Source organism: Pseudomonas sp. PDM18, from assembly GCF_014852585.1.
GTDB lineage: Bacteria > Pseudomonadota > Gammaproteobacteria > Pseudomonadales > Pseudomonadaceae > Pseudomonas.
Window position 1 is genome coordinate 344,522 of sequence record NZ_JACVBX010000002.1, and the last position, 24,456, is coordinate 368,977.

The 24,456-nt window shown below is 66.1% G+C and carries 21 protein-coding genes; 7 read left to right on the forward strand and 14 right to left on the reverse strand.

Annotated elements, in window-relative coordinates; translation table 11 throughout:
* The first annotated feature begins 89 nt into the window (after nt 1-89).
* The 4 genes from IB274_RS06480 to IB274_RS06495 all read left to right on the forward strand — a co-directional run bounded on the left by IB274_RS06480 (nt 90) and on the right by IB274_RS06495 (nt 4,533).
* Nucleotides 90-1,118, forward strand: coding sequence for an ABC transporter substrate-binding protein (locus tag IB274_RS06480; protein WP_192431197.1), 1,029 nt, complete (start codon nt 90-92; stop codon nt 1,116-1,118).
* Between the two features lie 213 nt (nt 1,119-1,331).
* Nucleotides 1,332-2,237: a LysR substrate-binding domain-containing protein gene (locus IB274_RS06485; protein WP_192431198.1), complete on the forward strand. Its 906-nt coding sequence runs from the start codon at nt 1,332-1,334 to the stop codon at nt 2,235-2,237.
* Nucleotides 2,238-2,357: 120 nt separating this feature from the next.
* Nucleotides 2,358-3,557: an MFS transporter gene (locus IB274_RS06490; RefSeq protein WP_192431199.1), complete on the forward strand. Its 1,200-nt coding sequence runs from the start codon at nt 2,358-2,360 to the stop codon at nt 3,555-3,557.
* 73 nt (nt 3,558-3,630) lie between these two features.
* Complete coding sequence (locus IB274_RS06495; RefSeq protein ID WP_192431200.1) at nt 3,631-4,533, forward strand: LysR family transcriptional regulator; 903 nt, start codon at nt 3,631-3,633, stop codon at nt 4,531-4,533.
* On the opposite strand, the gene IB274_RS06500 is transcribed toward IB274_RS06495, so the two are convergent.
* The 3 genes from IB274_RS06500 to IB274_RS06510 form a co-directional block, all read right to left on the reverse strand.
* Entirely contained in the window at nt 4,527-6,014 is a 1,488-nt protein-coding gene (locus IB274_RS06500) for a DHA2 family efflux MFS transporter permease subunit (RefSeq protein ID WP_225614737.1), read from the reverse strand. The genes IB274_RS06495 and IB274_RS06500 overlap by 7 nt on opposite strands.
* Nucleotides 6,015-6,115: 101 nt before the next feature.
* Nucleotides 6,116-7,243: an HlyD family secretion protein gene (locus tag IB274_RS06505; protein ID WP_192431201.1), complete on the reverse strand. Its 1,128-nt coding sequence runs from the start codon at nt 7,241-7,243 to the stop codon at nt 6,116-6,118.
* 11 nt (nt 7,244-7,254) lie between these two features.
* A complete protein-coding gene (locus IB274_RS06510; RefSeq protein ID WP_192431202.1) occupies nt 7,255-7,755 on the reverse strand; it encodes a winged helix-turn-helix transcriptional regulator in 501 nt (166 codons plus the stop codon).
* Nucleotides 7,756-8,394: 639 nt separating this feature from the next.
* Here IB274_RS06510 and IB274_RS06515 point away from each other — a divergent pair.
* Both IB274_RS06515 and IB274_RS06520 read left to right on the forward strand, forming a co-directional pair.
* Nucleotides 8,395-9,735 carry an OprD family porin gene (locus IB274_RS06515; RefSeq protein ID WP_225614707.1) on the forward strand — a complete coding sequence of 447 codons (1,341 nt, stop codon included), beginning with the start codon at nt 8,395-8,397 and terminating at the stop codon, nt 9,733-9,735.
* 157 nt (nt 9,736-9,892) lie between these two features.
* Nucleotides 9,893-10,537 carry an alpha/beta hydrolase gene (locus IB274_RS06520; RefSeq protein ID WP_192431203.1) on the forward strand — a complete coding sequence of 215 codons (645 nt, stop codon included), beginning with the start codon at nt 9,893-9,895 and terminating at the stop codon, nt 10,535-10,537.
* On the opposite strand, the gene IB274_RS06525 is transcribed toward IB274_RS06520, so the two are convergent.
* From IB274_RS06525 to IB274_RS06575, 11 genes are all read right to left on the reverse strand, one after another.
* Nucleotides 10,530-10,808, reverse strand: coding sequence for a DUF971 domain-containing protein (locus IB274_RS06525; RefSeq protein WP_192431204.1), 279 nt, complete (start codon nt 10,806-10,808; stop codon nt 10,530-10,532). The genes IB274_RS06520 and IB274_RS06525 overlap by 8 nt on opposite strands.
* Complete coding sequence (locus tag IB274_RS06530) at nt 10,805-11,776, reverse strand: HEAT repeat domain-containing protein (RefSeq protein ID WP_192431205.1); 972 nt, start codon at nt 11,774-11,776, stop codon at nt 10,805-10,807. The genes IB274_RS06525 and IB274_RS06530 overlap by 4 nt, the downstream gene beginning before the upstream one ends.
* Nucleotides 11,773-12,621, reverse strand: a complete 849-nt coding sequence (locus IB274_RS06535; RefSeq protein WP_192431206.1) for an ABC transporter ATP-binding protein — start codon at nt 12,619-12,621, stop codon at nt 11,773-11,775. The genes IB274_RS06530 and IB274_RS06535 overlap by 4 nt, the downstream gene beginning before the upstream one ends.
* Nucleotides 12,618-13,406, reverse strand: a complete 789-nt coding sequence (locus tag IB274_RS06540) for an ABC transporter permease (protein WP_192431207.1) — start codon at nt 13,404-13,406, stop codon at nt 12,618-12,620. Before IB274_RS06540 ends, IB274_RS06535 begins: the two co-directional genes overlap by 4 nt.
* 51 nt (nt 13,407-13,457) lie before the next feature.
* Nucleotides 13,458-14,864 carry an ABC transporter substrate-binding protein gene (locus IB274_RS06545; protein ID WP_192431208.1) on the reverse strand — a complete coding sequence of 469 codons (1,407 nt, stop codon included), beginning with the start codon at nt 14,862-14,864 and terminating at the stop codon, nt 13,458-13,460.
* A gap of 211 nt (nt 14,865-15,075) precedes the next feature.
* Nucleotides 15,076-15,321, reverse strand: a complete 246-nt coding sequence (locus IB274_RS06550; protein WP_024767017.1) for a ferredoxin family protein — start codon at nt 15,319-15,321, stop codon at nt 15,076-15,078.
* Nucleotides 15,322-15,572: 251 nt separating this feature from the next.
* Complete coding sequence (locus tag IB274_RS06555; protein ID WP_192431209.1) at nt 15,573-17,324, reverse strand: fumarate reductase/succinate dehydrogenase flavoprotein subunit; 1,752 nt, start codon at nt 17,322-17,324, stop codon at nt 15,573-15,575.
* Nucleotides 17,321-18,070 carry a GntR family transcriptional regulator gene (locus tag IB274_RS06560; protein WP_192431210.1) on the reverse strand — a complete coding sequence of 250 codons (750 nt, stop codon included), beginning with the start codon at nt 18,068-18,070 and terminating at the stop codon, nt 17,321-17,323. The genes IB274_RS06555 and IB274_RS06560 overlap by 4 nt, the downstream gene beginning before the upstream one ends.
* Nucleotides 18,071-18,318: 248 nt before the next feature.
* Entirely contained in the window at nt 18,319-19,209 is an 891-nt protein-coding gene (locus IB274_RS06565) for a TauD/TfdA dioxygenase family protein (RefSeq protein WP_037014834.1), read from the reverse strand.
* Nucleotides 19,210-19,357: 148 nt separating this feature from the next.
* Nucleotides 19,358-20,263, reverse strand: a complete 906-nt coding sequence (locus tag IB274_RS06570) for a TauD/TfdA dioxygenase family protein (RefSeq protein ID WP_024767020.1) — start codon at nt 20,261-20,263, stop codon at nt 19,358-19,360.
* Nucleotides 20,264-20,320: 57 nt separating this feature from the next.
* Nucleotides 20,321-22,690 carry a TonB-dependent receptor gene (locus IB274_RS06575; RefSeq protein ID WP_192431211.1) on the reverse strand — a complete coding sequence of 790 codons (2,370 nt, stop codon included), beginning with the start codon at nt 22,688-22,690 and terminating at the stop codon, nt 20,321-20,323.
* Between the two features lie 308 nt (nt 22,691-22,998).
* Here IB274_RS06575 and IB274_RS06580 point away from each other — a divergent pair, with 308 nt between their 5' ends.
* Nucleotides 22,999-23,919, forward strand: coding sequence for a LysR family transcriptional regulator (locus IB274_RS06580; protein WP_192431212.1), 921 nt, complete (start codon nt 22,999-23,001; stop codon nt 23,917-23,919).
* Nucleotides 23,920-24,456: the final 537 nt, after the last annotated feature.

Genomic DNA, 24,456 nt, shown 5'->3' on the forward strand with positions numbered 1-24,456 from the left:
TGCCTGACCCTGTTACCGTGCCTCGGTCCGCAGAGACCGGGCCCCTGCGTGCTTGAACCATCTGCCAACAACAAAGCCAAGAGGTGGAAATGAAAAACCCGATTCTGGGAGCCCTGTTCATGGGCGTGGCGTCCGGCGCCATGGCTGCTGACCTGACGGTGATCTCCTTCGGTGGCATCAGCAAGGACGTACAGACCGAAGCCTTCTACAAACCCTTTGAAAAGAAGGAAGGCATGAAGGTGATCGCCGGCGAGTACAACGGCGAAATGGGCAAGATCAAGGCCATGGTCGACACCGGCGGCGTCAACTGGGACGTCGTCCAGGTAGAAGGCCCGGAGCTGCTGCGCGGCTGCGAAGAAGGCCTGTTCGAACAGCTCGACCCGGCGATCCTCGGCAAGGCCGAAGATTATGTGCCCGGCACCCTCTCCGACTGCGGCGCCGGCCTGCTGGTCTGGTCGATGGCCATGGTCTATGACGGTAAACGCCTCGCAAACGGCCCGACCGGCTGGACGGATTTCTGGGACACGAAGAAATTCCCCGGCAAGCGTTCCCTGCGCAAGGGCGCCAAGTACACGCTGGAAATCGCCCTGCTGGCCGACGGTGTGAAGAAGGAAGACCTGTACAAGGTGCTGTCCACCAAGGAAGGCGTGGACCGCGCCTTCAGGAAGCTCGATGAGATCAAACCGTCGATCCAGTGGTGGGAGTCCGGCGCGCAGCCGATGCAGTTCCTCGCCAGCGGTGACGTGGTCATGAGCACTGCCTACAACGGCCGCGCCTTCGCTGCGCAGGAAGAGGGCGTGCCGATGAAGGTAGTGTGGAACGGCAGCCTGTATGCCATCGACTCCTGGGCGATCCCCAAGGGCAGCCCGAACAAGAAGGCCGCCGAGGATTTCATCGCTTTCTCGCTGTCGCCCGAGCAGCAGAAGATCCACACGGTGAAGCTGGGCTATGGCTCGGTAAACCTGGGGACGAACAAGCTGATCGACCCGAAGCTGATCGAGCGCTTGAACACGGCGCCGGCGAACCTGGAACAGGCCGTACCCGTGAATTTCGAGTTCTGGGTGGACCACGGCGAAGACCTGGAACAGCGCTTCAACGCCTGGGCGGCGAAGGGCTGATCGACGCTTCAGCGCGGGTGGCGACACCCGCTTGATCCAATCGCCGACTCGGCTCGTCCCTGCCAGGAATCGTGTTCCCCGGCAGGGACGGGCCCTGTCTGCGTCAGGCATCCGACAGGGTAAAACCTCGGCGAGGAAGACTCCGGCGCGTATCGCAACAGTCGATACGGTAAGCTGCGCACCTTTGCCAGCGTTCCATCCGGAGAACGATCCATGGAAGACCTCAACACCCTCTATTACTTCACCCAGGTGGTGGAGCAGGGTGGCTTCGCCGCTGCCGGCCGCGCGCTGGACATCCCCAAGTCCAAGCTCAGCCGGCGCATCGCCCAGCTGGAGGAACGCCTCGGCGTTCGTCTACTACACCGCACCAGCCGGCACTGCTCGCTGACCGAGATCGGCCAGGAGTACTACCAGCGCTGCGTGGCCATGCGCGTCGAGGCGGAAGGGGCGTCCGAGGTCATCGAGCGCAACCGCGCCGAGCCGCGCGGACTGGTGCGGCTGGCCTGCCCGACGACGCTGCTCAACTCCTGGGTCGGGCCGATGCTCACCCGCTACATGCTCAAGTACCCGCTGGTCGAGCTGTTCATCGAGAGCACCAACCGCCGCGTCGACCTGCTTCACGAGGGTTTCGACATTGCTCTGCGGGTGCGCTTCCCGCCGCTGGAGAACACCGACATGGTGATGAAGGTGCTGGGCAACAGCACCCAGTGCCTGGTGGGGCGTCCGGACTTCCTCGAACGCATGAGCGGCGACAGCTCGCCCCTGGGCTTCGGCCAACTGCCCAGCCTGCACTGGGGCAGCATGCAGCGCGAGTATCAGTGGGAGCTGTTCAACGAGGAGGGCGAGCGCCTGCTCATCTCGCACAAGCCGCGCATGGTCACCGACGACCTGCTGGCCCTGCGCAATGCCGTGATCGCTGGCGTTGGCATCGCCCACGTACCGCGCGTGGCGGTGCGCGAGGACCTGGCCGCCGGCCGGCTGGTCGAGCTGCTGCCGGGCTGGTCGCCCAAGTGCGGCATCGTCCACGCGATCTTCCCTTCGCGCCGTGGCCTGCTGCCCTCGGTGCGCACGCTGATCGACTTCCTCGCCGAGGAATTCAGCAACAGCGACATGGCCTGAACCCTCGCGCCGGCAGGCAGCGTTGCGTTTCGCGCACCGCTGTATTGCCGGCCCGACCGATTCTGCGCGGGAAGCTGCCGGCATAGGCTGGCACCACTGTTTTTCCCACAAGGAATGGTCATGAATCCCGCTTCGAATTCTCTCCCGGCCGACCACGCGCAGCCAACCCTGTCCTCGGCGATGGTGGTGCTGCTCGCGTTCTGCTGCGGCGCAGTGGTCGCCAACCTCTACTACGCGCAACCCATCGTCGAGCTGATCGCCCCGGCGATTGGCCTCTCCACCGAAAACGCCAGCCTGATCGTCTCGCTGACCCAGTTCGGCTATGCCATCGGCCTGCTGTTCCTGGTGCCGCTGGCGGACCTGCTGGAAAGCCGCAAGCTGGTGATCGGCTTCACCCTGGCCGTGGCGCTGTGCCTGGCCGGCGCCGGGCTGGCGAATTCGCCGTCGGTGCTGCTGGCCTGCGCGCTGCTGATCGGACTGACCTCGGTGGCAGTGCAGATCCTCGTGCCGCTGGCCGCGCACCTGGCGCCGGAGGAGGCCCGTGGCCGTGTGGTGGGCAACATCATGGGCGGCCTGTTGCTCGGCATCCTGCTGTCGCGGCCGGTGTCCAGCCTGGTGGCAGAGGTCTTCGGCTGGCGCGGAGTGTTCCTTGCGGCGTCCGTGCTGATGCTGGTGATCGCGCTGGTGATGGCGGTGGCGCTGCCGCGCCGTGTGCCGGCTCACAGCGCGACCTACCCGCAGCTGATCGGCTCGGTGTTCTCTCTGGCGCGGCGCTACGCCGTGCTGCGCGAACGTGCGCTCTACCAGGGCCTGCTGTTCGCCGCGTTCAGCGCCTTCTGGACCATCGCGCCCATCGAGCTGATCCGCCACCATGGCTTCAGCCAGACCCAGGTCGCGCTATTCGCCCTGGTCGGCGCGGTCGGTGCGGTCGCCGCGCCCATCGCCGGGCGGCTGGCCGATGCCGGGCATACCTTCAAGGGCACCCTGGTGGCGCTGCTGCTGGCGCCGTTCGCCCTGTTGCTCGGCGCGCTGCCCGGTGCGGGGTTCTTCTGGCTGGTGGTGTGCGCGGTGCTGCTGGATTTCGCCGTGCAGCTGAACATGGTGCTCGGCCAGCGCGAGGTGTACGCCCTCGACCCGCACAGCCGTGCGCGCCTGAACGCGGTGTACATGACCAGCATCTTCGTCGGCGGTGCGCTCGGTTCGCTGGTCGCCAGCCCGCTCTACGAAGCCGTCAGCTGGACGCCGTTCGCCATCGGCGCGGCGGTAATCCCGACCATCGCCACCTTGCTCTTCCTGCTGCGCGGCGACAGCCACGCCTGAGAGCACAGGCGTGCAAGGCGAGCGCAGGGGTGATTGGGTACACTCCCGGGTTTCCCGCTCCCGGAGTGCCGCCATGGACAAACTGCAGGCCCTGTCGATGTTCGTCGAGACCGTCCGCTGCGGTGGCTACTCGGCGGCGGCCCGCAAGCTTGGCGTGGCGACTTCTTCGGTGACCCGCCAGGTAGCGGCGCTGGAGGCGGAACTGGGCGCTACGCTGCTCAACCGCACCACCCGCCACAGCAGCCCGACCCTCGCCGGGCAGGCTTACTACGACAAGGCCGTGGAAATCCTCGAGGCGCTGGTGGAGGCCGACGGCCTGGTCAGCGACCGTGGCCGCGAGGCGAAAGGGCGGTTGCGCGTCAGCGTGCCGGTGGAGTTCGGTCGCCGGGTCATCGCCCCGCACCTGGGGCGCCTGCTGGCGCGATACCCTGAGCTGGAGGTCAGCCTGTCCCTCAGCGACCAGATCACCGACCTGCCGAAACAGCAGATCGATCTCTCCGTGCGCCTGGGTTCGAGCCTCACCAGCGACGACATCATCAGCCGTCCCATCGGCCAGTTCCAACGCTGGCTGGTGGCGAGTCCCGACTACCTGCAGCGCGCCGGCAAACCGGCTCATCCGCTGGAACTGATGGAGCACCAGTGCCTGCGCTTCGACTACGGCGGCGCGCACCTGACCTGGACCTGCAGCGACGGCCAGGACACCTGGCCGCTCAACGTGCAGGGCCGCTTGCAGAGCAATAACGCCGACGTGCTGCGCGAGACCGCGCTGGCCGGCGGCGGTATTGCGCTGCTGTCGGACTGGTTGGTGGCCGAGGACGTCCGCGCCGGGCGACTGGTGCGCCTGCTCCCTGAGTACGACTCATACCCCGGGAACACATCCGGCGTCATCAACGTGCTCTATCCGCCGAGTCTGCGCGAATCCAGCCGCATCCGCGTGTTCGTCGCCTTCCTCGAGGAGTTGATGGCGGCTCAGTGACTGTCCGCGCTGGGCTGCGGGGGCGGGGCTATCTTGCGCATCAGTGGCACCAGCAGCAGCGTCACCGCGAAGCACGCGCCGACCAGCAGGAAGGCGTCGGCGAAGGTCAGTGTCTGCGCCTCGCGCCAGGTCATGTCCCACAGGTGTTTGAGCGCCTGCTGCGAGGGTTCGCCATTCAACTCCATGGACGGCGCGAGCCAGTGGTTGAGCGCTTCGTTGCCGCTGTTCAGGTGCTCGGCCAGGCGCAGGAAGTGCAGGTTGGCGCGGTCGTTGAGCACCGTGGCGCAGGCGGCGATGCCGATGGCGCCGCCCAGGTTGCGCATCAGGTTGAACAGCCCGGAGGCGAGTTTCAGGCGTTCCGGCGGCAGTGAGCCCAGTGCCAGCGTCACGGTGGGCGCCACGCAGAATTGCTGCGCCATGCCGCGCAGGGCCTGCGGGAACATCAACTGGGCCGCGCCCCAGTCGTGGGTCAGCGGGGCGAATTCATACATCGACAGGGTGAACATCACCATGCCCAGCAACAGTATCCAGCGCAGGTCGACGCGCCGGGCGAGGGCGGCGTAGAGCGGGATGCTCATGATCTGGAAGATGCCCGTGGAGAAGATCGCCAGGCCGATGTCCAGCGCGCCATAGCCGCGCACCCGGCCGAGGAACAGCGGAGTCAGGTAGATGGTGGCGAAGATGCCGATGCCGGTGACGAAGCTGAACAGGCAGCCGAGGGCGAAGTTGCGTTCCTTCAGGGCGCGCAGGTCAACGATGGGGTGCGCGGCGGTCAGGCTGCGGTAGATGAAGGCGATGCCGCATAGTGCGGAAATCCACGCGGTGGCGACTATTGTGTCGTCGCTGAACCAGTTCCAGCGCGGGCCTTCCTCCAGGGTGTATTCCAGGCAGCCGAGGAACAGCGCCATCAGCACGATGGCGGGATAGTCGGCGCCCTTGAGCAGCGACAGGTCGGGCTTGTCGATGCGCACCATGATCGGCACCACGATGGCGACGAACAGCCCCGGCACCAGGTTGATGTAGAACAGCCAGGGCCAGGAGGAGATGTCGGTGATCCAGCCGCCGACCACCGGCCCGAGGGTCGGCGCGAGGGAAGCGATGGCGCCGATGGTGGCCGCGACTATCACCCGCTGCTTGCCGTCGAAATAGAGGAAGCCGGTGGTGAACACCATGGGGATCATCGAGCCACCGAGGAAGCCCTGCAACGCACGGAAGGCGATCATGCTCTGGATGTTCCAGGCCATGGCGCAGAGCAGGCTGGTGAGAGTGAAGCCCAGCGCCGAGGCTGCGAACAACCAGCGCGTGGAGAGCACCTTGGACAGCCAGCCGGAGAGCGGGATGACGATGATCTCGGCGATCAGGTAGCTGGTCTGCACCCAGGCCAGCTCATCGGCGCCGGCCGATAGCCCGCCGCCGATGTCGCGCAGCGAGGCGGAGACGATCTGGATGTCCAGCAGGGCGATGAACATGCCCAGGCACATGCAGGCGAAGGAGATGACCTTGCGGCCGGTGGACAGGCTTTTCACCGGCACCACTTCGCTGTTCCAGTGCCTCTGAATCCAGCGCGTGCTGGCGGAAAGGTTCACGGCCGAGTGCCCTGGGCGAGGCGCTGGTCGGCGTCGCCATGCTCGTGGGCACGGGTGTCCACTTCCACCAGTACGGAAAGTCCGGGGCGCAGGTCGCCGAGGTGGCCGTCGGCATCGTCCAGGTGCACGCGCACCGGCACGCGCTGGACGATCTTGGTGAAGTTGCCGGTGGCGTTCTCCGGCGGGAGGATGCTGAACTGCGCGCCGGTGGCCGGGGCGAGGCTGTCCAGGTGACCGTGGAAGACCTTGCCGGGCAGGATGTCGGCCTCGATGGTGACCGCCTGGCCGGGATGCATGCGCGCCAGCTGGTCTTCCTTGAAGTTGGCGTCGACCCACAGGCCCTGTGCGGGCACCACGGCGAGCAATTGGGTACCGGCGGCGACGTAGCTGCCGACCCGCGCGCGGCGGTTGCCGATGTAGCCGTCCACCGGGGCGCGCAGTTCGGTGTAACTGAGGTCCAGGCGCGCCAGGTCGCGGGCGGCGACGGCCTGCTCCAGCGCGGCCTGGGCCTGCTGGCGCTGGCTGTGGATCACGTCGAGCTGGCGGCGCGCGGCGAGCAGGCTGGCGCGGGCCTTGTCGCTGTTGGCGCGGGCGGATTTGAAGCTGGCGTCGGCGCGCTGTGCGGCCTCTACCGACACGGCGTTGGTGCGCACCAGGGTCGCGTAGCGGCGCTGATCGTCGCGGGTGCGCACTTCCTCGGCGGCGGCTGCGTCGATCTCCGCCTGGCTCTGGCGGATCAGCGCATCCTGCAGCGAGGCCTGAGCGTCGACATTCCCCAGCGCCGCTTCCTCGGCATGTACGGCGCCTTCGGCCTTGGCCAGGGCGGCACGGTAGTCGCGGTCGTCAATGCGAGCGAGCAGGTCGCCGGCATGCACCTTCTGGTTGTCGCTGACCTTCAACTCGGCGATGTAGCCGGCCACGCGCGGGCTGATGACGGTGACGTCGCCGCCGACATACGCATCGTCAGTCTTCTCCAGGAAGCGCCCGTCGAGCCACCAGTGCCCGGCATAGGCGCCTGCGCCAAGGATGGCCGCCGTGGCGATGGCCAGCTTGAGCGCCTTGCGGGATTTCGGTTTGGCCGTGTCGACGGCTGGCGTGGCGGGGAGGGTGACGGGCTGGTTCATGGTGGCCTCGCTCAGGCGTGATCGGCTTGGGGAATGTTCTGGGGATCGGCTTGCGGGAAGACGGGGACGAGTCGGTCGCCCTCGCGGCGGTGAATCTGGTGGTGCGGGCCGATGGGCTCGCCGCTGTCGGCATCCACCAGGGCGATACGCACCTGTCGGCCGCTGCGGGTGTCCACCAGTTCTGCCGCGGTGGCCATGCCGGCGTGACGCTTGCCCCATTCCAGCAGGGTCAGCAGCACCGGGCGCAGGTCGCGGCCGCGCTCGGTGAGCAGGTAGTCGAAGCGCGGCGGGTGATCGTTGTATTGCCGACGCTGCAGCAGGCCGCTGTCCACCAGGGCGCGCAGGCGGCGGGTGAGTACGTTGCTGGCAATGCCCAATCGTGCGAGGAACTGGTCGAAGCGGGTGGAGCCGTAGAAGGCTTCGCGCAGGATGAGCACGTTCCAGCTGTCGCCGATCAGGTCCAGCGCCTGGGCGACTGGGCAGGGCAGGTGGTCGAAGCTGGTTCTGCGCATGGTTGGACCTCTTTGCATTAATATCGTCATCTAATCGAGCCGCCTTGTTACGGGGCCTGGCGAGGCGACAGGCAAGGTCTGGTCGGAAAGAATTATGGTTGTAATCTAAATGGGTCACTTGCTTTGCGCAAGTGACTCTTTGCGGCCGGGAAGGAGCAGGGGATGAACGGCGTACCGGGTGAACTTGGGGCCGGCGAACTGTTTGCCCGATCCTGCGGAACTTGTCCGCTGAAGTTCAGGGAAAGTTACCAGGGCGTACTGTTCGTATATCTCGCGAAGTGGCCAGGATAATTATCCGGTAAATGGTCTGGAACGGCTGTTCCATCACTTTCCTTCGGGCAAAAAAAGGCCGCCTGGGGAGGCGGCCAAACCAAAGGATGATGAAGTGGAGCAATCCTCCGGACGCTCTGGAGCGGGCATCCGGGACTCATGTTCTTCATCGGGGCGCAAGCTTAACGGCCAGAGGAGTAAATGCTGAATCATTCGTCTCGATATCAACTATCGATAAGGCTGGTTGGAGAGCGCGGCACTGGATTGTTATCTCTTCGCTCGCTCTGCCTATGGCGGGGGAAACATAAGAAAGTTGTTCAGCATTCAATCGATATACCTGCCAAGACAAGACCAACAAAGGGGTAGCAGATGTCCGCGTTCCGTCTTTCCGTGCTCGGTGCCTGTGTCAGCGCATCGCTCGCCGGCATTCCGTTCCAACTGGCGCAAGCCGCCGCCGTGTCCGACCAATCCGAAGCCACCGGCTTCATCGAAGGCAGCACCGCCTCGCTGCTGATGCGCAACTACTACTACAACAGTGACCGCAAGTCCGGAGACCGGGACCGCAAGGACTGGACCCAGGGCTTCTCGCTGAACTACAGCTCCGGCTTCACCCAGGGCACCGTCGGCTTCGGCGTCGAGGCCTTCGGCAACTGGGGCATCCGCCTGGATGGCGGCGCCGGTACCTCCGGCACCGGCAACCTGCCGGTGCGTGACGACGGCTCGCCGGAAAGCGAGTACGGCCGCGCCGGCGGTGCGGTGAAGTTGCGCGTGTCGAAGACCGAGCTGCGCTGGGGCGACCTGCAGCCCACCGCGCCGGTGTTCGCCGCTGGCGGCACCCGACTGTTCCCGCAGACCGCCACCGGCTTCAACGTGCTGAGCAGCGAAATCGAAGGGCTGGACCTGGACGGCGGCCACTTCACCGGCGGCAACGGCCCGGTGACTACCAACGGCGACCATGGCATCTGGGCCTCCTATGCCAACGTCGAGGCCAGCAGCATCGACTACGTGGGTGGCAAGTACGCGGTCAACGACACGCTGAACTTCTCGCTGTATGCGTCCAAACTCGAAGACGTGTGGCGCCAGTACTACGGCAACGCCAACTACACGCTGCCGCTGGCGGATGACCAGTCGCTGAACTTCGACTTCAACCTCTACCGCACCAACGATGACGGCAGCGCCAAGGCCGGTGAGATCAGCAACACCACCTGGTCCGCCGCCGCCGCGTACACCTTCCTCACCGCGCACACCCTGACACTGGCCTACCAGAAGGTCCACGGCGACACGCCGTTCGACTACGTGGCCTTCGGCGTCAACGGCCCCGGCGACACCGGCGACTCGATCTTCCTCGCCAACTCCATCCAGTATTCGGACTTCAACGGTCCGGAGGAGAAGTCCTGGCAACTGCGCTATGACCTGGCAATGGCTACCTACGGCATCCCCGGCCTGAGCTTCATGGCCCGCTATGTCAACGGTCATGGCATCGACGGCACGAAAATGGCCGCCGACAGCCAGTACCGCGGCTATGGCTATGGCGAGGACGGCAAGCACCACGAGACCAACCTGGAGGCCAAATATGTGGTGCAGTCCGGGCCGGCGAAGGATCTTTCCTTCCGCTTGCGCGAGGCGATCCACCGGGGCAATGCCGACCAGGCCGAAGGCGACGTCAATGAGTTCCGCCTGATCGTCGACTACCCGCTGTCGATCCTCTAACGCCAAGGCTGGTGGGGGCCGCTGCCATTCCGTACGGCGGATAACCTGTTCCAGGTCATGCGCCCTACGGATTGCGGCCCCGCGCTGTCGCGAATGCTGGAATGAGTGGACGGGGCGCTACAATCGGCGCTCCGTGTCCGTTTCGCGAGAAGAGTCGATGTCCGAAGAAGAGCGCAGCACGCAACTGATCGATGGCCCGGTGGGCAAGCTGCAGTTGCTGATCGATCGGCCGGGTGTGCCGCTGCGGGGCATGGTGCTGATCAGCCACCCGCAGCCGCTGCTTGGCGGCAGCCCGAAACACCGCGTACCGCTGACTCTATCGCGCAAGCTCTGTGGCGCCGGTTGGATGACCGTGCGGCCGAGCTTCCGTGGCGTGGATGGCAGCGAAGGCGAGTACGCCGAAGGCATCGGCGAGGCGCAGGACATGCTCGCGGTGATTGCGCACCTGCGCAGCGAGTATCCCGGCCTGCCGTTGGCGCTGGTGGGCTTTTCCTTCGGCGCCTATGTGTTCGCCCGCGTGGCCGGCGAATTGTCTCCGCCTGCGCAGGCCATCGCGCTGATGGGCCTGCCGGTGGGCACTGTGCCGGGTGGCCGCGACTACGAGGCGCAGGAGTTGCCGGTTGACTGCCTGCTGCTGCACGGCGAGGCGGACGAAATGGCGCCGCTGGCCAACCTGCTGGACTGGGCGCGCCCGGCGCAGCGTGAGGTGGTGCTCTACGCCGGCGCCGATCACTTCTTCAAGGGATGCCTGGAGCGTGCGGTCGAACGCGTACTCGAGCACCTGTCCCAGGCGATCAGTTGAGCGCCCTGAGATAGGCCCAGGGGTAGATGCCGCGGTCGTGGCCATCGTCGAACACCAGCTGTACGCCATAGCCCTGCAGGTTAAATTCCTGCAGGACGACGCCGGCCGAGACGAGGTCAATGCGCCCCTGCAGCCGCGCCATCCGGCACTGCGAGCAGGGGCAGGCGCCGCGCAGGCGGGCGAAGGCGATGCACTGTTCGACGCCGTCGTCCCAGCGGATACGCAGCTCTCCATCGACGCTGGAACGATGCAGCGCGACCGGGGTGTTCATGCCGATTGCCCGAGTTGTGCCAGCGCGATGCGCACGGCCTTGCGGACTTCCGGGTCGCCGTCATGCTCGGCGCTGCGCAGGGCGTCGATGGCATCGCCGCTGCCCAGCTCGCCCAGGGCCAGCGCCGCCTCCTTGCGCAGGTTGCTGATGCCATGGCCGAGCACGACCTTCAGGCCGTCCAGCGCCGGCAGGTAGCGCAGCTTGCCCAGCGAGCGTGCTGCGCGCAGGCGCACCTGCCAGAAGTCGTCTTCCAGTGCCTGCACCAGCGCATCACCGGCTCCCGGCAGGGCCAGCTTGCCGAGGGTGCCGGCGGCTTCCTCGCGCACCTGCCAGGCTGGGTCGAGCAGCGCCGCCTGCAAGGCTGGCAGCACGCTGGCGTCGATGGCCAGGCCGAGGGCGCCGGCCGCCGCGCGGCGGACTTCGGCGTCCGGGTCGTCGCGGGTCAGGCGTGCCAGGTGCGGCAGGGCGTCGGTGCGCTTGAGCCAGCCGAGGATGCCCACGGCTTCGCGGCGCACGCCGGCGTCGCTGTCGTCCAGCGCCGTCAGGGCCGGTTCGGCGGCGTCTTCCAGGCGCAGTTCGCGCAGGGCGCGCAGGGCGCTTCGGCGGACGAAAATGTCGGCATGACTCGCCCATGGCAACAGGCGCACGCCAGCTTCGGCGGTCTTCAGCTCGCTCAGGCTCTGCGCGGCGGCTTCGCGCACGTCTTCCTCCGTGTCGGCCAGGGCCTGGCAGAGCGCGTCCACCACCTCGGGCTCTTCCCAGGCTTCCAGCAGGCGCGCAGCCTCGGCGCGGACGCTGGCGGCATCGTCATGGTTCAGCGCATGGGCCAGCCAGGGCAGGCCATCGGGCTCTTCCAGGTCGGCCAGCTCGATCAGCGCGATGCGGCGCACGCCGGCGTCGGCGTCCTGCAGGCGCGGTTGCAGGTCGAGGATGTCGGGGTTGTCGGTGCTCACATTGAAGGTAGTCATATGGCGAATCGTGGTATCCGTTGTTGGGTGGGCAGGCCCAGGGGTGTCAGGCGTGGCAGCTGGCGGCCGTCTTCGTGGCGCAGCAGTTCCAGGCAGTGGCGCTTGAGCCGGGAGAACTCAGGCGTGGTGAGCAGGTCGGCGTGGCGGGGGCGCGGGAAGTCGAGGCGGATGTCTTCGAGGATGCGCCCGGGGCGCGGGCTCATCACCAGGATGCGGTCGGCGAGGAACAGCGCCTCGTCGATGTCGTGGGTGATGAACAGCACACTGGTGCGCAGGCGCGTCCAGATATCCAGCAGCAGCTCCTGCATCATCATCCGCGTCTGCGCGTCGAGGGCGCCGAAGGGTTCGTCCATCAGCAGCAGACGCGGCTGGTTGATCAGCACGCGAGCGATCTCCACACGCTGCTGCATGCCGCCGGAGAGCTGCGACGGCCAGCGATGGGCGAAGCCGTCCAGGCCCACCAGCCGGAGTATTTCATCCGCCTGGCGATGGCGCTCGGCGCGAGGCACGCCGCGCATCTTCAGGCCGAAGGCGACGTTGTCGCGCACCCGCCGCCAGGGCAGCAGGGTGTGGTGCTGGAACACCATGCCGCGCTCGGGGGAGGGGCCAGCGACGGCTTGGCCGTCCACTTCCAGCAGGCCGGCGCTGGGCGTCAGGTGCCCGGCCAGGGCGCCGAGCAGAGTGGACTTGCCGCAGCCGGAGGGGCCGAGCACGCAGACGAACTCGCCGGGCTCGATGGAAAAACTCAGCGACTGCACGGCCTCGAAGGCATCGCGGCCGCTGCCCAGGTGGATCGACAGACCGTCGACGCGCACCCGCCCGGGCGCGCTGGCGGGCAGGGTCATGGCTTGCCTCCGGCCTGGCGCTGCCAGGGCGTGACCAGGGTGCCGAGCTGGCGTACTAGCAGGCTGCTGGCCATGCCGAGCATGCCGATCAGCAGCATGCCGACGACGATGTCGGGGTAGTTCTGCAAGGTGTAGGACTCCCACGTGTAGTAGCCGATGCCCCATTGCCCGGAGATCATCTCGGCGGTCACCAGGCAGAACCACGAGGTGCCCATGCCGATGGCGAGGCCCGTGACGATGCTCGGCGCGGCGCCCGGCAGCACCACTTCACGCAGCAGCGCCAGGCGGCTGGCGCCGAGGCTGCGGGCGGAGGCGAGCAGGCGCGGGTCGACCGCTTCGACGCCGTGGATGGTGTTGAGCAGGATGGGGAACAGCGCGCCGGTGAAGGTGATGAAGATCATCGACAGCTCGGAACTGGGGAACATCAGGATCGCCAGCGGAATCCACGCCACCGCCGGGATCGGCCGCAGCACTTCCAGTGGCGGCAGCAGGCTGTCGCGCGCCCAGCGGCCGCGGCCGATGACCAGCCCGAGGAGGATGCCGGCGAAAGCCGCCAGCAGGTAGCCGGCGAGCACCCGCAGCAGGCTGCTGCCCAGGTGGCGGCCGAGCTTGCTCGATTGCGCGAGGTGCCAGGCGGCATCGAGCACGTCACGCGGGCCGGGCACGTTGGCGAAGGTGACCACGCCGAGGTTCACGTGGCGCGCGCTGAGCACCTGCCAGAGCGCGAGGCAGACCAGCACTGAGGCCAGGCGCAGGCTCCAGCGAGTGAGGGTGGTGGTGTTCATCGGCTCGTCTCCGCCAGCACCGGCGCGCAGGCGCCGGGGCTGGTCCTCGATTCAGCGGCTGGCCACGGCCTGCTGGCTGGCGGCGGCGAAGTCGGCGACTTCTCCGCCATGCTGGCGGGCGAAGGCAGCGGCCTGTTCACGCAGCAGGAAGGCGTCCAGCGCGCCATCCTTGCCGCGCACGAACCACGCCTGCCCGGCGAGCAGCTTGATGCCGCTGTCGCTGGCCTGGGCGTACACCGCGCGGATGTCCTTGCCCTGTTGCTTGAGTTCGGCCAGCTGGCCCAGCGCCTCCTTGGCAGTCGCGTAGCTGCGCACCTTCGGCTCGCCACGCACCCAGATCTGCGCGACCTTGCGGGTATCGGTGATCGGCTTGTTGGTCAGAGCGTCATTGCCCAGCAGCGGCTGCTGCGCGTAGTTCTTCAGCGCTTGGTCGTAGTCGGCGCCGGCGGCCTTGAAGGCCTCGCGAATGTAACGATCGTCGACGAACTGCTCGACGTTCAGCCCGCGGTCGGCCTTCTTCAGCAGCTTCAGGGTGTCGATGGCGGTGGCCACGGCCTGGCGGTATTCCGGTTTCCAGGTCAGGTCGCGGGTCTGCAGGCCCAGCGGGCCGTGGAACAGGTAGTTCACCTCGGCGGGAATGCCGGCGACCTTCTCGATCAGCTCGCTGTATTTCTCAGGCTCCTTGGCGAGCAGTTGGTTGGCCTCAAAGGTCGCGCGCAGGTAGGCCTCGACGATTTCCGGGTACTTCTGCGCGTAGTCGGCTTCCACCAGCGCACCGTGGAAGGTCGGCGCCTTGGCCTGGGAGCCATCGTAGATCTTGCGGGCGATGCCACGGCTTTCGAACAGCTCGGCGAAGGGTACGAAGTCGGCGTGGGCGGCGATCTTGTTGGCCTGCAGCGCGGAGCCGGCGACTTCCGGCGGCTGCGCGATGATGGTGACGTCCTTCTCCGGGTCCCAGCCTTGCGCGGCGATGGCGCGCAGCAGCAGGCCGTGGGCAGTGGAGGCGAAGGGCACGGAGATGGTCTGGCCCTTGAGTTCGGCCAGCGACTGCACCTTGGACGCGGCGGGGACGACGATGCCGTTGCCGCTGCCTTCGATGCTGCCCGAGAGCACGCTGATGAACAGGCTGCGCTTGCCGGCGGCCTCGTGGGCGACGCCGTTGAGCGAGCCGGGGAAGTCGGCCATGGCGCCGAAGTCGAGCTTGCCGGCAAGCATCTCGTTGGTCAGCGGCGCGCCGCTGGTGAAGTTCTTCCACTGCACGTCGTACTGCGCGTCCTTGTACTGGCCGTCGTGGGGCAGGTACTTATCGAGCAGGCCGAGTTCTCGGATCAGCAGGCCGCCGGCGGCGCAGTTGATGGTGGTGTCCTGCGTGCCGATGGCGACGCGGATCGTTTCCGAATGGGCGGAAAGACTGGCAATGGCGAGCGCGAGGCCGGCCAGGGTGGTGCGCAAGGTCATGGGTGTTCCCCTCGAATCATCAGTGTTGGAATCGTCTCCGCCGCAGGCCTTGCGGTGGGAAACGAGGGGCGGTGCATCAGGCGTCCGGCGGTGGGTCCGGATGGCGTTTCTTATTGGGTGCTTCGTAGGAGCGAGCTTGCTCGCGAACAGCTCTCTGCCGGCCCTGGTTCGCGAGCAAGCTCGCTCCTACAAGAGCAGCGGCGCTACGGGTTCAACGCAGCAGGTACGGAATCTCGACCCGCACGGCGCCGGTCGGGCAGTCCTTCTCGCAGGGCATGCAGTACCAGCATTCGTCGAAGGCCATGTAGGCCTTCTGGGTGGCGGGGTTGATCGCTAGCAGGTCCATCGGGCAGACCTCGACACAGACGGTGCAGCCCTTGTCGGCGATGCACTTGTCTTCGTCCACGGTCACCGGGGCGCTGGAGCGGAAGAAGATTTCCTGGGGTTGGTAGGCCATTGCACGCGGTCCTCATGGTGTTGCTTGCCGGCCGTCTTGGCGGTCGGCTGATTCTGTTCGGTGTTTCCGGGGTGGTACTGGTGCTCGGGGTCTTCCCTCACCCTAACCCTCTCCCAGAGGGAGAGGGGACTGTCCTGAGCGGTGAAGAAATCGGCGCTCGCCGGCTGACGACATTGTCGCCCTTCGCGCCGAACGACCCCCACTCCCTCTGGGAGAGGGCTGGGGTGAGGGGCTCCTCGGCGAACGACCCACTATGCCGCCTCGCTCTTCACCCGCAGCTTCTCGTAAGCCTGCTGCTCATCCTCATCCAGGGCGATCACATAAGGCTCGATGGGCTTCTTGAAGCTGGTCATCGCGCCGTCGTCGCCCTTCTTCAGGTGCGCATGGCAGAACCATTCGGCATCGTTGCGCAGCGGGTAGTCGACGCGGTGGTGGTACAGGCCCCAGCGGCTCTCGGTGCGGAACAGCGAGGCGCGGGCGGCCATCTCGGCGCAGTCGCGGATCACGCTGACTTCCATGGCGCGCATCAGCTCGTGGGGATTGTTGGCTTTCATCTGGTCGAGGTCGCGGGCGATCTCGGCGAAGCGCTGCAGGCCGATCTCCATCTTCTTGGTCACCTTGGGCGGCTGCAGGTAGTCGTTGACCATCCGCCGCAGCTTGTACTCGACCTGCGCCGGCGGCAGGCCATGCTCGCGCTTGAGCGGGGCAAAGACGCGTTCGCGCTCGCGCTCGACCTGGACTGCATCGACTTCGCTGAACTCGCGCCCGACGACGTACTGCGCGGCGTTGGTGCCGGCGAACCAGCCGTAGGTGAAGGCCCCGAGCATGTAGTTGTGCGGCACGGCGGCCATGTCGCCGGCCGAGTACAGGCCCCTGACGCTGGTCTCGGCCTTCTCGTTGACCCACACGCCGGAGGCCGAATGCCCGGAGCAGAAGCCGATCTCGGAGATGTGCATCTCCACCATCTGCTGGCGGTAGTCGGTGCCGCGCCCGGCGTGGAATTGGCCGCGGCTGGGGCGTTCGTTGCTGTGGAGGATTTCCTCGATGGTCTGGATGGTTTCCTCGGCCAAATGGTCGAGCTTGAGGAACACCGGCCCGTTGCCGCCTTCGAGTTCCTGATGGAACTCCCACATCATCTGGCCGCTCCAGTAGTCGCACTCGATGAAGCGCTCGCCCTTGTTGTTGGCGGTGTAGCCGCCCAGCGGGCCGGTGACGTAGGCGCAGGCCGGCCCGTTGTAGTCCTTGATCAGCGGGTTGATCTGGAAGCACTCCAGGTTAGAGAGCTCCGCCCCCGCGTGGTAGGCCATGGCATAGCCGTCGCCGGCATTGGTGGGGTTCTCGTAGGTGCCCATCAGGTAGCCGGACGAGGGCAGGCCCAGGCGGCCGGCGGCGCCGCAGGCGAGGACCACGGCCTTGGCGCGGATCACCTGGAACTGCGCGGTACGGCAGTCGAAGCCGAGCAGGCCGTTGACCGCGCCTTCTTCGTCGGTGAGCAGGCGGGTCACCACCAGGCGGTTGGTGATCTCGATGCGGGCGCGCTTGAGCTGGCGGTACAGCACCTTCTTGATGTCGTGGCCCTCGGGCATGGGCAGCACGTAGGCGCCCATGTGGTGGACCTTCTTCACCGCGTAGTCGCCGACCTCGTCCTTCTCGAACTTCACGCCCCAGCGGTCCAGTTGCTGCAGGGTCTCGAAGCTGTGGGTGGCATAGGCGTAGACCGCCGCCTGGTTGACGATGCCATCGTTGGCGACGGTGATTTCCTTGGTGTACTGCTCAGGCGTGGCGTGGCCGGGAATGATGGCGTTGTTCAGCCCGTCCATGCCCATGCTGATGGCGCCGCTGCGCTTGACGTTGGCCTTGTCCACCAGCAGCACGCGCAGCTCGCGGTTGGCTTCCTTGGCCTTGATCGCCGCCATGGGGCCGGCGGTGCCGCCGCCGATCACCACGATGTCGTAGGCGAGTTCCTTTTCCTCGGGGATCTGGGAGAGATCGAACTGGGTCATTGGTGCGGTCCCTTGTGGCGGTCGATGCGCAGGCGGTACTGGAAGGCGTCGCCGCGGTAGTAAAGGTGTTCGTAGTCCAGCGGTGCGCCGTCGGCGGTGTGGGTCAGGCGTTCGATGCGCATCACCGGCGAGCCTTCTTCCACCTCCAGCGCGCGGGCCAGTTCGGCATCGGCGAGGATGGCGTCGATGGCGAGGTCGGCATGGCCCAGGGGCAGGGCGCAGTCGTTCTCCAGGATCAGGAAGATGTCGCGGCTGACCAGGTCGGCCTTTTCCAGCCGCTTGCCAACGGCCTCCGGCAGCCAGGTGATTTCCAGCGACACCAGCTCGCGGTTGACCAGGCGGGCACGCTTGATCTGCACCACGTTCTCGCCCTCGGCGACTTGCAGACGGGCGGCAACCTGGGCGTTGGCGGGCACGGTCTTGAAGCTGCGCAGGCGGTTGATCACCTCGTAGCCGCGCTGGGTCATGGATTCGCCCAGGCCTTGCAGGGTGCTGACGTTCTGGAAGGCCTTGGGCTTGGCGACGAAGGTGCCCTTGCCGTGAATCTTGAAGATCAGCCCTTCCTTCTGCAGGTCGCCCAGCGCCTGGCGCACGGTAATCCGGCTGACCTCGAAGGCCTTGCCCAACTCGGCCTCGGACGGCATGCGGCTGAGCGGCGGATAGGTGCCGTCGAGGATGCGCGTGCGGAGGATTTCCTTCAGCTGGCTGTACAGGGGAACGGGGGAGAGGGGGAGTAGTTCGGCCATAGTTCATAACTTGTTATGACGAGTTGCCGAAACTATAAAAGGAATAGCTGATTCAGGACAAGAAACGATTTCGCATAAGCATAGAAAGCGTCGTCAGCAGGGGTATCTCAGGTTTTTTTGTAGGAGCGAGCTTGCTCGCGAACTGCCTGATGCCAGAGCGCCCGGGTAATCCGTTCGCGAGCAAGCTCGCTCCTACAGGGTCAAAAGCCCTTGCGCGGAGATTTCCGCCCCATAGGGCGGACATAACCTCAGAACGGCCGGCTGCCAGACAGGCTGATGCGCTTCAAACGGCGCTTCTCGCTGGCCGGGAAGGCGTTGCGACCATGCAGCACGGCCTGGTTATCCCACCAGACGATGTCGCCCACCGACCATTTGTGGCTGTAGATCAACTCGGGCTTCTGCAGGTGTTCGCGCAGCCGCTCGACCAGTGCGGCCCCTTGCACGGGATCGGCACCGGGGATTTCAACCTCGGTGTGCACGGAGAGGAACAGCACGCGCTTGCCGTTTTCCGGATGGGTGCGCACCAGTGGATGCTCGGTGCCCTGGATGGGCTCGATGTCCGGGGTTCGGTAGCGCACGAAGGTGCCGTTGTAGCCGCCGCTCTTCAGGCGGATGAACGGGTTGTAGTTGATCAGGCGCAATGGGTCGATCTCGGCGCGGGTCGCCTCATCCAGTGTCTCGTAGGCGCGGGCGAGGTTGGTGAACTGGGTTTCTCCGCCGGTCCTGGGTACCTCCAGGGCGTAGAGGAAGGAGCCGGAGGAGGGCACCGGCGTCCATTGGTGGTCGACGTGGGCCGGCAGGGCGAAGTTGCCCAGTTCACCGTCCTCGGTGTTGGCCACCTTGACGATGTCCGGGGCCTTGCCGTCGGCACCGGAGGACAGCACGGGCACATCTGCCGGCGGCTGGAACACCGCGCCGAACAGCGTGGCGAAGCGCAGGTATTGCTGATCGTCCAGGTCCTGGTTCTTGAAGATCAGGATGTGGTGCTCGCGGTGGGCCTGCTTGATCGCCAGGATCTGTTCCGGGGTCAGCGGCTCGCGGGCGTCTAGACCACGCACTTCGGCGCCCAGCGGGGCATCGAGGGGGACGATGGCGAAGGGTTCGGGGGTGGGTTGTTGTACGGCGTTGGATTGGGTCATCTCGAGAATCCTGAGTTTGGGGCTTCCCTCACCCCAACCCTCTCCCGGAGGGAGAGGGGGCAGTCCGATGCAGCGGGTCATCCCGTTGCGCCGATCTACTCCCTCTCCCCCTGGGAGAGGGCGGGGGTGAGGGGCTTTGGGGAAAGGCTCAAACCTTCTTGATTGTCCGGCTGCGTTGCCCATCGATACCCACCGGCACTTCGCCGCTGAGCGTCACGCGGCGCACGATGCGCGGCTGGGTGCCGTAGTCGTCGACGGCGTAGTGCTGGGTCGCGCGGTTGTCCCAGATGGCCACGTCGCCCGGCTGCCAGCGCCAGCGCACGGTGTTTTCCAGGCGGGTGACGTGGCTCTGCAGCACGGCGAACAGGTGCGCCGAGTCGTGCTGCGAGAGGCCCTTCAGGCGCTTGACGAAGTGCCCGAGCAGCAGCGTCTTCTCGCCGCTGATGGGATGCACGCGCACTACCGGGTGCTCGGTCTCGTAGACGGTGGAGGTGAACACCTTGCGGTATTCCTCCAGGCGCGCCGGGTCGACGTTCGGGCGCACGCTGGCATAGTCGTATTCGTTGCTGTGCACGGCCCAGAGCGAGTCGGCCAGCGCCTTCAGCTCCGGCGTCAGGTCGTCGTAGGCGGTGGCGGTATTGGCCCAGACGGTATCGCCGCCAGACTCCGGTGCCACCACGTTGCGCAGGATCGACGCCTTGGGATAAGCGTCGACGAAGGTCACGTCGGTGTGCCAGGAGTTGGCGCGGCGGCCCTGGGCGCCGTCCAGCTCCAGCAGGTAATGGGTGCCTTCCTGTACCGGCACGGTGGGGTGCGCCACCGGCTCGCCGAGCAGCTTGGCGAAGGCTTCCTGGCCCTGGTCGTCGAGCTGGGTCTGGCCACGGAAGAAGATCACCTTGTGCTGCACCAGCGCAGCCTGGATGGCCTCGATGGTGGCGGCGTCGAGATCGCCGGAAAGCGTGACGCCGCGAATTTCCGCGCCGATGCGGCCGGCTACCGGGTGGATGTCCAGGTGTACCAGGTCTTGCTGAATGGCTTGTGCTGCAGTGCTCATCTCATCGTCCTCTTGCTGTGGCAATAGCGCCGCGCCCGGGAGCGCGGCGGATGGGGATCAGAAGTCGTAACGGACCGACGCGCCCAGAGTCCGCGGCTGCCCCACCGAGGCGGTGTAGGAGCCGTTGATGCTGGCAAAGGCGGCCAGGTAGTAGTCCTTGTCGAAGGCGTTCTTCAGCCAGACCGAGGCGTCCAGCTGGCCGTCGCCGAGGTCCTTGCGCAGGCCGACGGAGAAGTTCGCCAGGCCGTAGCCGTCGATCTTCGAGAGGTCGGAGTTGTCCAGCGTGCCCTCGGCCTCGGAGCGGTAGGAGTAGCTGCCGGTCACGTACGGGCGGATGCCGTCGTCGAGGTTCCAGGCGTATTCGCCATTGAGGTTGGCGATCCATTTCGAGGCGCCGACCACGCGTTGCCCGGTGAGGTCGCAAGTGGCGGGCGCGCCGGGCTGGGTGGAGATTTCCGCCGGGCACGGGGCGTCCTTGAACGACAGGTAGGTGACATCGTTGTAGGAACCGTTGAAGTTCAGCGTCAGGCCGCGAATGGGCAGTGCGGTGGCCTCGAATTCCAGGCCGCGCGAACGCACGCTGCCGGCGTTGGAGAGCACCGAGACCAGCTGGGTCGAACCCGGCGGCTGGTACAGCGTGGTCGCCTGGTAGCCATGGATGCCGGTCCAGAAGAGGTTGGTGTTGAGTTGCAGGCGGTTGTCGAACAGGGTGGTCTTGATCCCCAGTTCGGCGTCGTTGGCGCGCTCCGGGCCGACCAGCAGGGAGTCGGCGCCGGCTGTTGGCGCACTGGCCACGGCCAGGTTCACGCCCCCGGACTTCTCGCCGTGGGACAGCGAGGCATAACCGAGCAGGTCATCGGTGAACTGGTAGCTCAGGCTCAGCAGGGCCGAGGGCGCGAAGCTGTAGAGGCTGAGGTCGCCCGAGTCGTAGGCGCCCAACTGGTTGCGCCGAACCACTGCGCCGACGCCACTGACCGGCGCACCGCCGATCGGAGCGAAGCGCTCGACCTTGGCGTCCTTCTCCTCGTAGGTGCCGCGCAGGCCGGCGGTGAAGTCCAGCTTGTCGGTGAGGTGCCAGGTGCCCTGGGCGAACAGCGCAAAGCTGTCGGTCTCGATCTTGCCGTTGGCCTTGGAGTAGGTGTTGTTCAGGGCGTTGAGGTTCGCCCCCAGCAGGTACGGGTCGGCCAGCGGGCCGTAGTCGGTGAAGGTCTTGTTGCCCAGGTTCTGGTTGAAGGCATAGGCGCCCAGCACGTAGTCGAAGAAGCCGCCGGTGGGCGAGGCCAGGCGGATTTCCTGGGAGAACTGGCGGTCGTGGACTTCCACGCCGGTGTTGTTGATCGCCGAGACGTTGAGCTGCTCGTCGTTGGCCGGGGTGAAGTGCCAGTAGCGATAGGCGCTGATGGAGGTCAGCTTGTAGCCGCCGTTGAGGTTCCAGTTGGCCTCCACCGAGCTGCCGCCCTGGTGCACGCTGACGTGCTGGCGGCTGTTGATGTTGACCTTGTGCCGGTCCGGATCGCGGATCGGCGAAGCGCCTACCGCGGCAGCACGCTGCCAGAAGCGGTCGGCGGCGCCATAGACCACCATGCTGCCGTTGCTCGAATCCTCCTCGTTGTAGTCGTTGATCCAGCGCAGGTCGAAATCCTCGTTGGGCTTGAACAGCAGTTGCCCGCGGATGCCCTGGCGCTCGCCGCCGTTCAGGTAGTTGTCGTCGTGGACGTTCTTGATGTAGCCGTCGTCGCGGGTGCGGTAGGCGGACACGCGCCCGGCCAGGGTGTCGGTCAGCGCGCCGGAGACGGTGCCCTTGCCCTGGAAGTAGCCGTCCTGGCCACCGGAGACCTCGACGCTGCGCTCGGGGCTGAAGGTCGGTGCGCGGGTGCTGATGTTCAGCACGCCGGCCGTGGTGTTCTTGCCGAACAGGGTGCCTTGCGGGCCGCGCAGCAGTTCCAGCTGCTCGATGTCCAGCAGGTCGAACACCGCCATGCCTGGGCGGCCCAGGTAGACGTTGTCCAGGTAGACCCCCGCGCTGCCTTCCAGGCCGTCGCTGGCCGGGTTGTTGCCGATGCCGCGCACGGCGATGCTCGACTGCCGCGCGTGGATGAAGGCGACGTTCACACTGGGCAGTATCTGCTGCAGGTCCTGCACCTTGTAGACGCGCTGGGTTTCCAGGGTTTCGCCGCCGACCACGGTGATCGGCGTGGGCACCTTCTGCGAATCCTCCTCGCGGCGGCGGGCGGTGACTGTCACCTTGCCCAGGGTGGCATCGGCCTTGGCCGGCGCGGCGCTGACGGGCTTGCTGGTTTCGCCGGTGGTGCTGCCGTCCTCGGCTTCCTCGGCGAATGCCGGTAGCGCGCCGCCCAGGGCCAGCAGGACGATGGCGTAGCGCAGCCGGTGGAGTTTGAAGGGGAAGGGCAAATGTCTCGAAATCATGCTGTGTCCTTATCTGCCGGCGCCAATCGCGGGCAAAACGGGGCCGCGCCACGCAGCAGTGGCGAACGACGTTTTCGGTGGGGTTGAAGCGGCTTCTGCTGTCAGCGACAGCGGGACAGGCACATTCGCGAGGAAAGGAGGTGCAAGGCTGGCATCGGGCGACTCCTGGTCTGAGCTATATTCTTAGTTCATAAAAGAATAGATGCTTGCTTTATTCTTCGTTGACGGAATAAGAGCTTGCATTTAAAACCAGCGCATACCCAGCGGCAAATGCCTTTGCCCACTATTTTCTATGCCGGAAATGCATCATGGATTTGCGCCAACTCCGCTACTTCATCGCCCTCAACGAACACCGCAGCTTCGTTCGCGCCGCCGATGCCATGGGCATCACCCAGCCAGCGTTCAGCCGCAGCATCCAGGGCCTGGAGCAGGAGCTGGGTTGCCGTCTGGTGGATCGCGGCAGCAAGGACCTGCGCCCGACCCCCGAGGGCCAGGTGGTGCTGCAGCATGCGCTGAGCCTGGTGCAGGGCGCCAATAACCTGAGCCACGCGGTGGCCCGTCTGAACAAGCTGGACTCTGGCGAGCTGCGATTCGGCAGCGGTCCGGCGCCGGCACAGAAGCTGGTCTCCGACGCGGTGTCACGGTTCGTCCAGCGCTACCCGCGCATCCACATCCAGTTCGGCGTGGACAACTGGGAGCGCCTGGCGCGCAGCCTCAGCCGCGAGGAGATCGAGTTCTTCGTCGCCGACATCCGCCATTTCGAAGCCGACCCGAACTTCCAGACCCGCGCGCTGAAGCCGCGCAGCGGGCTGTTCTTCTGCCGCGAGGGGCACCCGCTGCTGGCCAAGGAAAGCCTCTCCACCAACGACATGTTCGCCTATCCGCTGGCGGCTACGCTGATTCCGCCCAGCGCGAGGAAGATGCTTGCCAACCTCAGCGGCAAGATCGACATCACCACCAATGTGCAGTGCGAGGACATGGCCTCGCTGGTGCGCATCGTCGGCCAGACCGATGCCATCGGCATCGCCGTGGAGGAGGCGCTGAGCGAACCGATGGCGCGCGGAGAGCTGGTCAGGTTGCACTTTCGCAACCTGCCGCAGAATGTCGATATTCTCCAGGCGCGCTGCGGCATCGTCACCCGCAGCGGCGACCGCCTTTCGGCGGCGGCGCGGGCGATGATCGAGTTGCTGGTGGATCTCGATGCGGGGGTGGAGAGTGAGGTGGCGTAGAGCGTCGCTGAACCTGCTGGAGAGGGTTATGCCCGCGGTCTGCTGGCAGTGTTCCTGACCTCCTGACCTCCTGACCTCCTGACCTCCTGAGCTGCAATTATGCTGCCTCGGGCTGGGTGTTCCAGCGCCGCTTCGGCGTACGCGCGGACTTCTGGTTTCGCCCCCTCGGGCGACCTTCTTTGGCAAACGACCCAAAGAAGGCAAAGGTCTTGCCCCAATCATCCGGTTTTTCGCTTGGGGCGAAAAATACCCTCGTTGAAGCGCAGTTTAAGGGGCCCGCGTTGACGGGCCATCCCTCGCCCGACAACGCTCTCGCGACATCCATGTCGCTCAACCCCTGAAACTCCGCTTCAACGAGGCCTCCTGAACGGGGCAGTCGGAGTGTGCGGTCATTTCCCTGGAAGACTTAAGAGTCAAAGCCAAAGCTGGATCGGTGGGCTCTTCGTAGGACCGAGGGGGACGCCTGGTCCTTGCTCGCGAACCGCCCAACGCTGAACGGCTCCTGCAGGAGCAATTGTCCTTCCCCGTTAGCTCCGT

Excerpts from the sequence above, each read along its gene's own strand:
- IB274_RS06555 (WP_192431209.1), bottom strand. The coding sequence starts at position 17,324 with ATGACCCAGTTCGATCTCTCCCAGATCCCCGAGGAAAAGGAACTCGCC.
- IB274_RS06530 (WP_192431205.1), bottom strand. The coding sequence starts at position 11,776 with ATGACTACCTTCAATGTGAGCACCGACAACCCCGACATCCTCGACCTG.
- IB274_RS06545 (WP_192431208.1), bottom strand. The coding sequence starts at position 14,864 with ATGACCTTGCGCACCACCCTGGCCGGCCTCGCGCTCGCCATTGCCAGT.
- IB274_RS06520 (WP_192431203.1), top strand. The coding sequence starts at position 9,893 with ATGTCCGAAGAAGAGCGCAGCACGCAACTGATCGATGGCCCGGTGGGC.
- IB274_RS06565 (WP_037014834.1), bottom strand. The coding sequence starts at position 19,209 with ATGACCCAATCCAACGCCGTACAACAACCCACCCCCGAACCCTTCGCC.
- IB274_RS06560 (WP_192431210.1), bottom strand. The coding sequence starts at position 18,070 with ATGGCCGAACTACTCCCCCTCTCCCCCGTTCCCCTGTACAGCCAGCTG.
- IB274_RS06510 (WP_192431202.1), bottom strand. The coding sequence starts at position 7,755 with ATGCGCAGAACCAGCTTCGACCACCTGCCCTGCCCAGTCGCCCAGGCG.
- IB274_RS06570 (WP_024767020.1), bottom strand. The coding sequence starts at position 20,263 with ATGAGCACTGCAGCACAAGCCATTCAGCAAGACCTGGTACACCTGGAC.
- IB274_RS06505 (WP_192431201.1), bottom strand. The coding sequence starts at position 7,243 with ATGAACCAGCCCGTCACCCTCCCCGCCACGCCAGCCGTCGACACGGCC.
- IB274_RS06580 (WP_192431212.1), top strand. The coding sequence starts at position 22,999 with ATGGATTTGCGCCAACTCCGCTACTTCATCGCCCTCAACGAACACCGC.
- IB274_RS06525 (WP_192431204.1), bottom strand. The coding sequence starts at position 10,808 with ATGAACACCCCGGTCGCGCTGCATCGTTCCAGCGTCGATGGAGAGCTG.
- IB274_RS06575 (WP_192431211.1), bottom strand. The coding sequence starts at position 22,690 with ATGATTTCGAGACATTTGCCCTTCCCCTTCAAACTCCACCGGCTGCGC.
- IB274_RS06550 (WP_024767017.1), bottom strand. The coding sequence starts at position 15,321 with ATGGCCTACCAACCCCAGGAAATCTTCTTCCGCTCCAGCGCCCCGGTG.
- IB274_RS06500 (WP_225614737.1), bottom strand. The coding sequence starts at position 6,014 with ATGTGCCTGGGCATGTTCATCGCCCTGCTGGACATCCAGATCGTCTCC.
- IB274_RS06515 (WP_225614707.1), top strand. The coding sequence starts at position 8,395 with ATGTCCGCGTTCCGTCTTTCCGTGCTCGGTGCCTGTGTCAGCGCATCG.
- IB274_RS06535 (WP_192431206.1), bottom strand. The coding sequence starts at position 12,621 with ATGACCCTGCCCGCCAGCGCGCCCGGGCGGGTGCGCGTCGACGGTCTG.
- IB274_RS06485 (WP_192431198.1), top strand. The coding sequence starts at position 1,332 with ATGGAAGACCTCAACACCCTCTATTACTTCACCCAGGTGGTGGAGCAG.
- IB274_RS06540 (WP_192431207.1), bottom strand. The coding sequence starts at position 13,406 with ATGAACACCACCACCCTCACTCGCTGGAGCCTGCGCCTGGCCTCAGTG.
- IB274_RS06495 (WP_192431200.1), top strand. The coding sequence starts at position 3,631 with ATGGACAAACTGCAGGCCCTGTCGATGTTCGTCGAGACCGTCCGCTGC.
- IB274_RS06480 (WP_192431197.1), top strand. The coding sequence starts at position 90 with ATGAAAAACCCGATTCTGGGAGCCCTGTTCATGGGCGTGGCGTCCGGC.
- IB274_RS06490 (WP_192431199.1), top strand. The coding sequence starts at position 2,358 with ATGAATCCCGCTTCGAATTCTCTCCCGGCCGACCACGCGCAGCCAACC.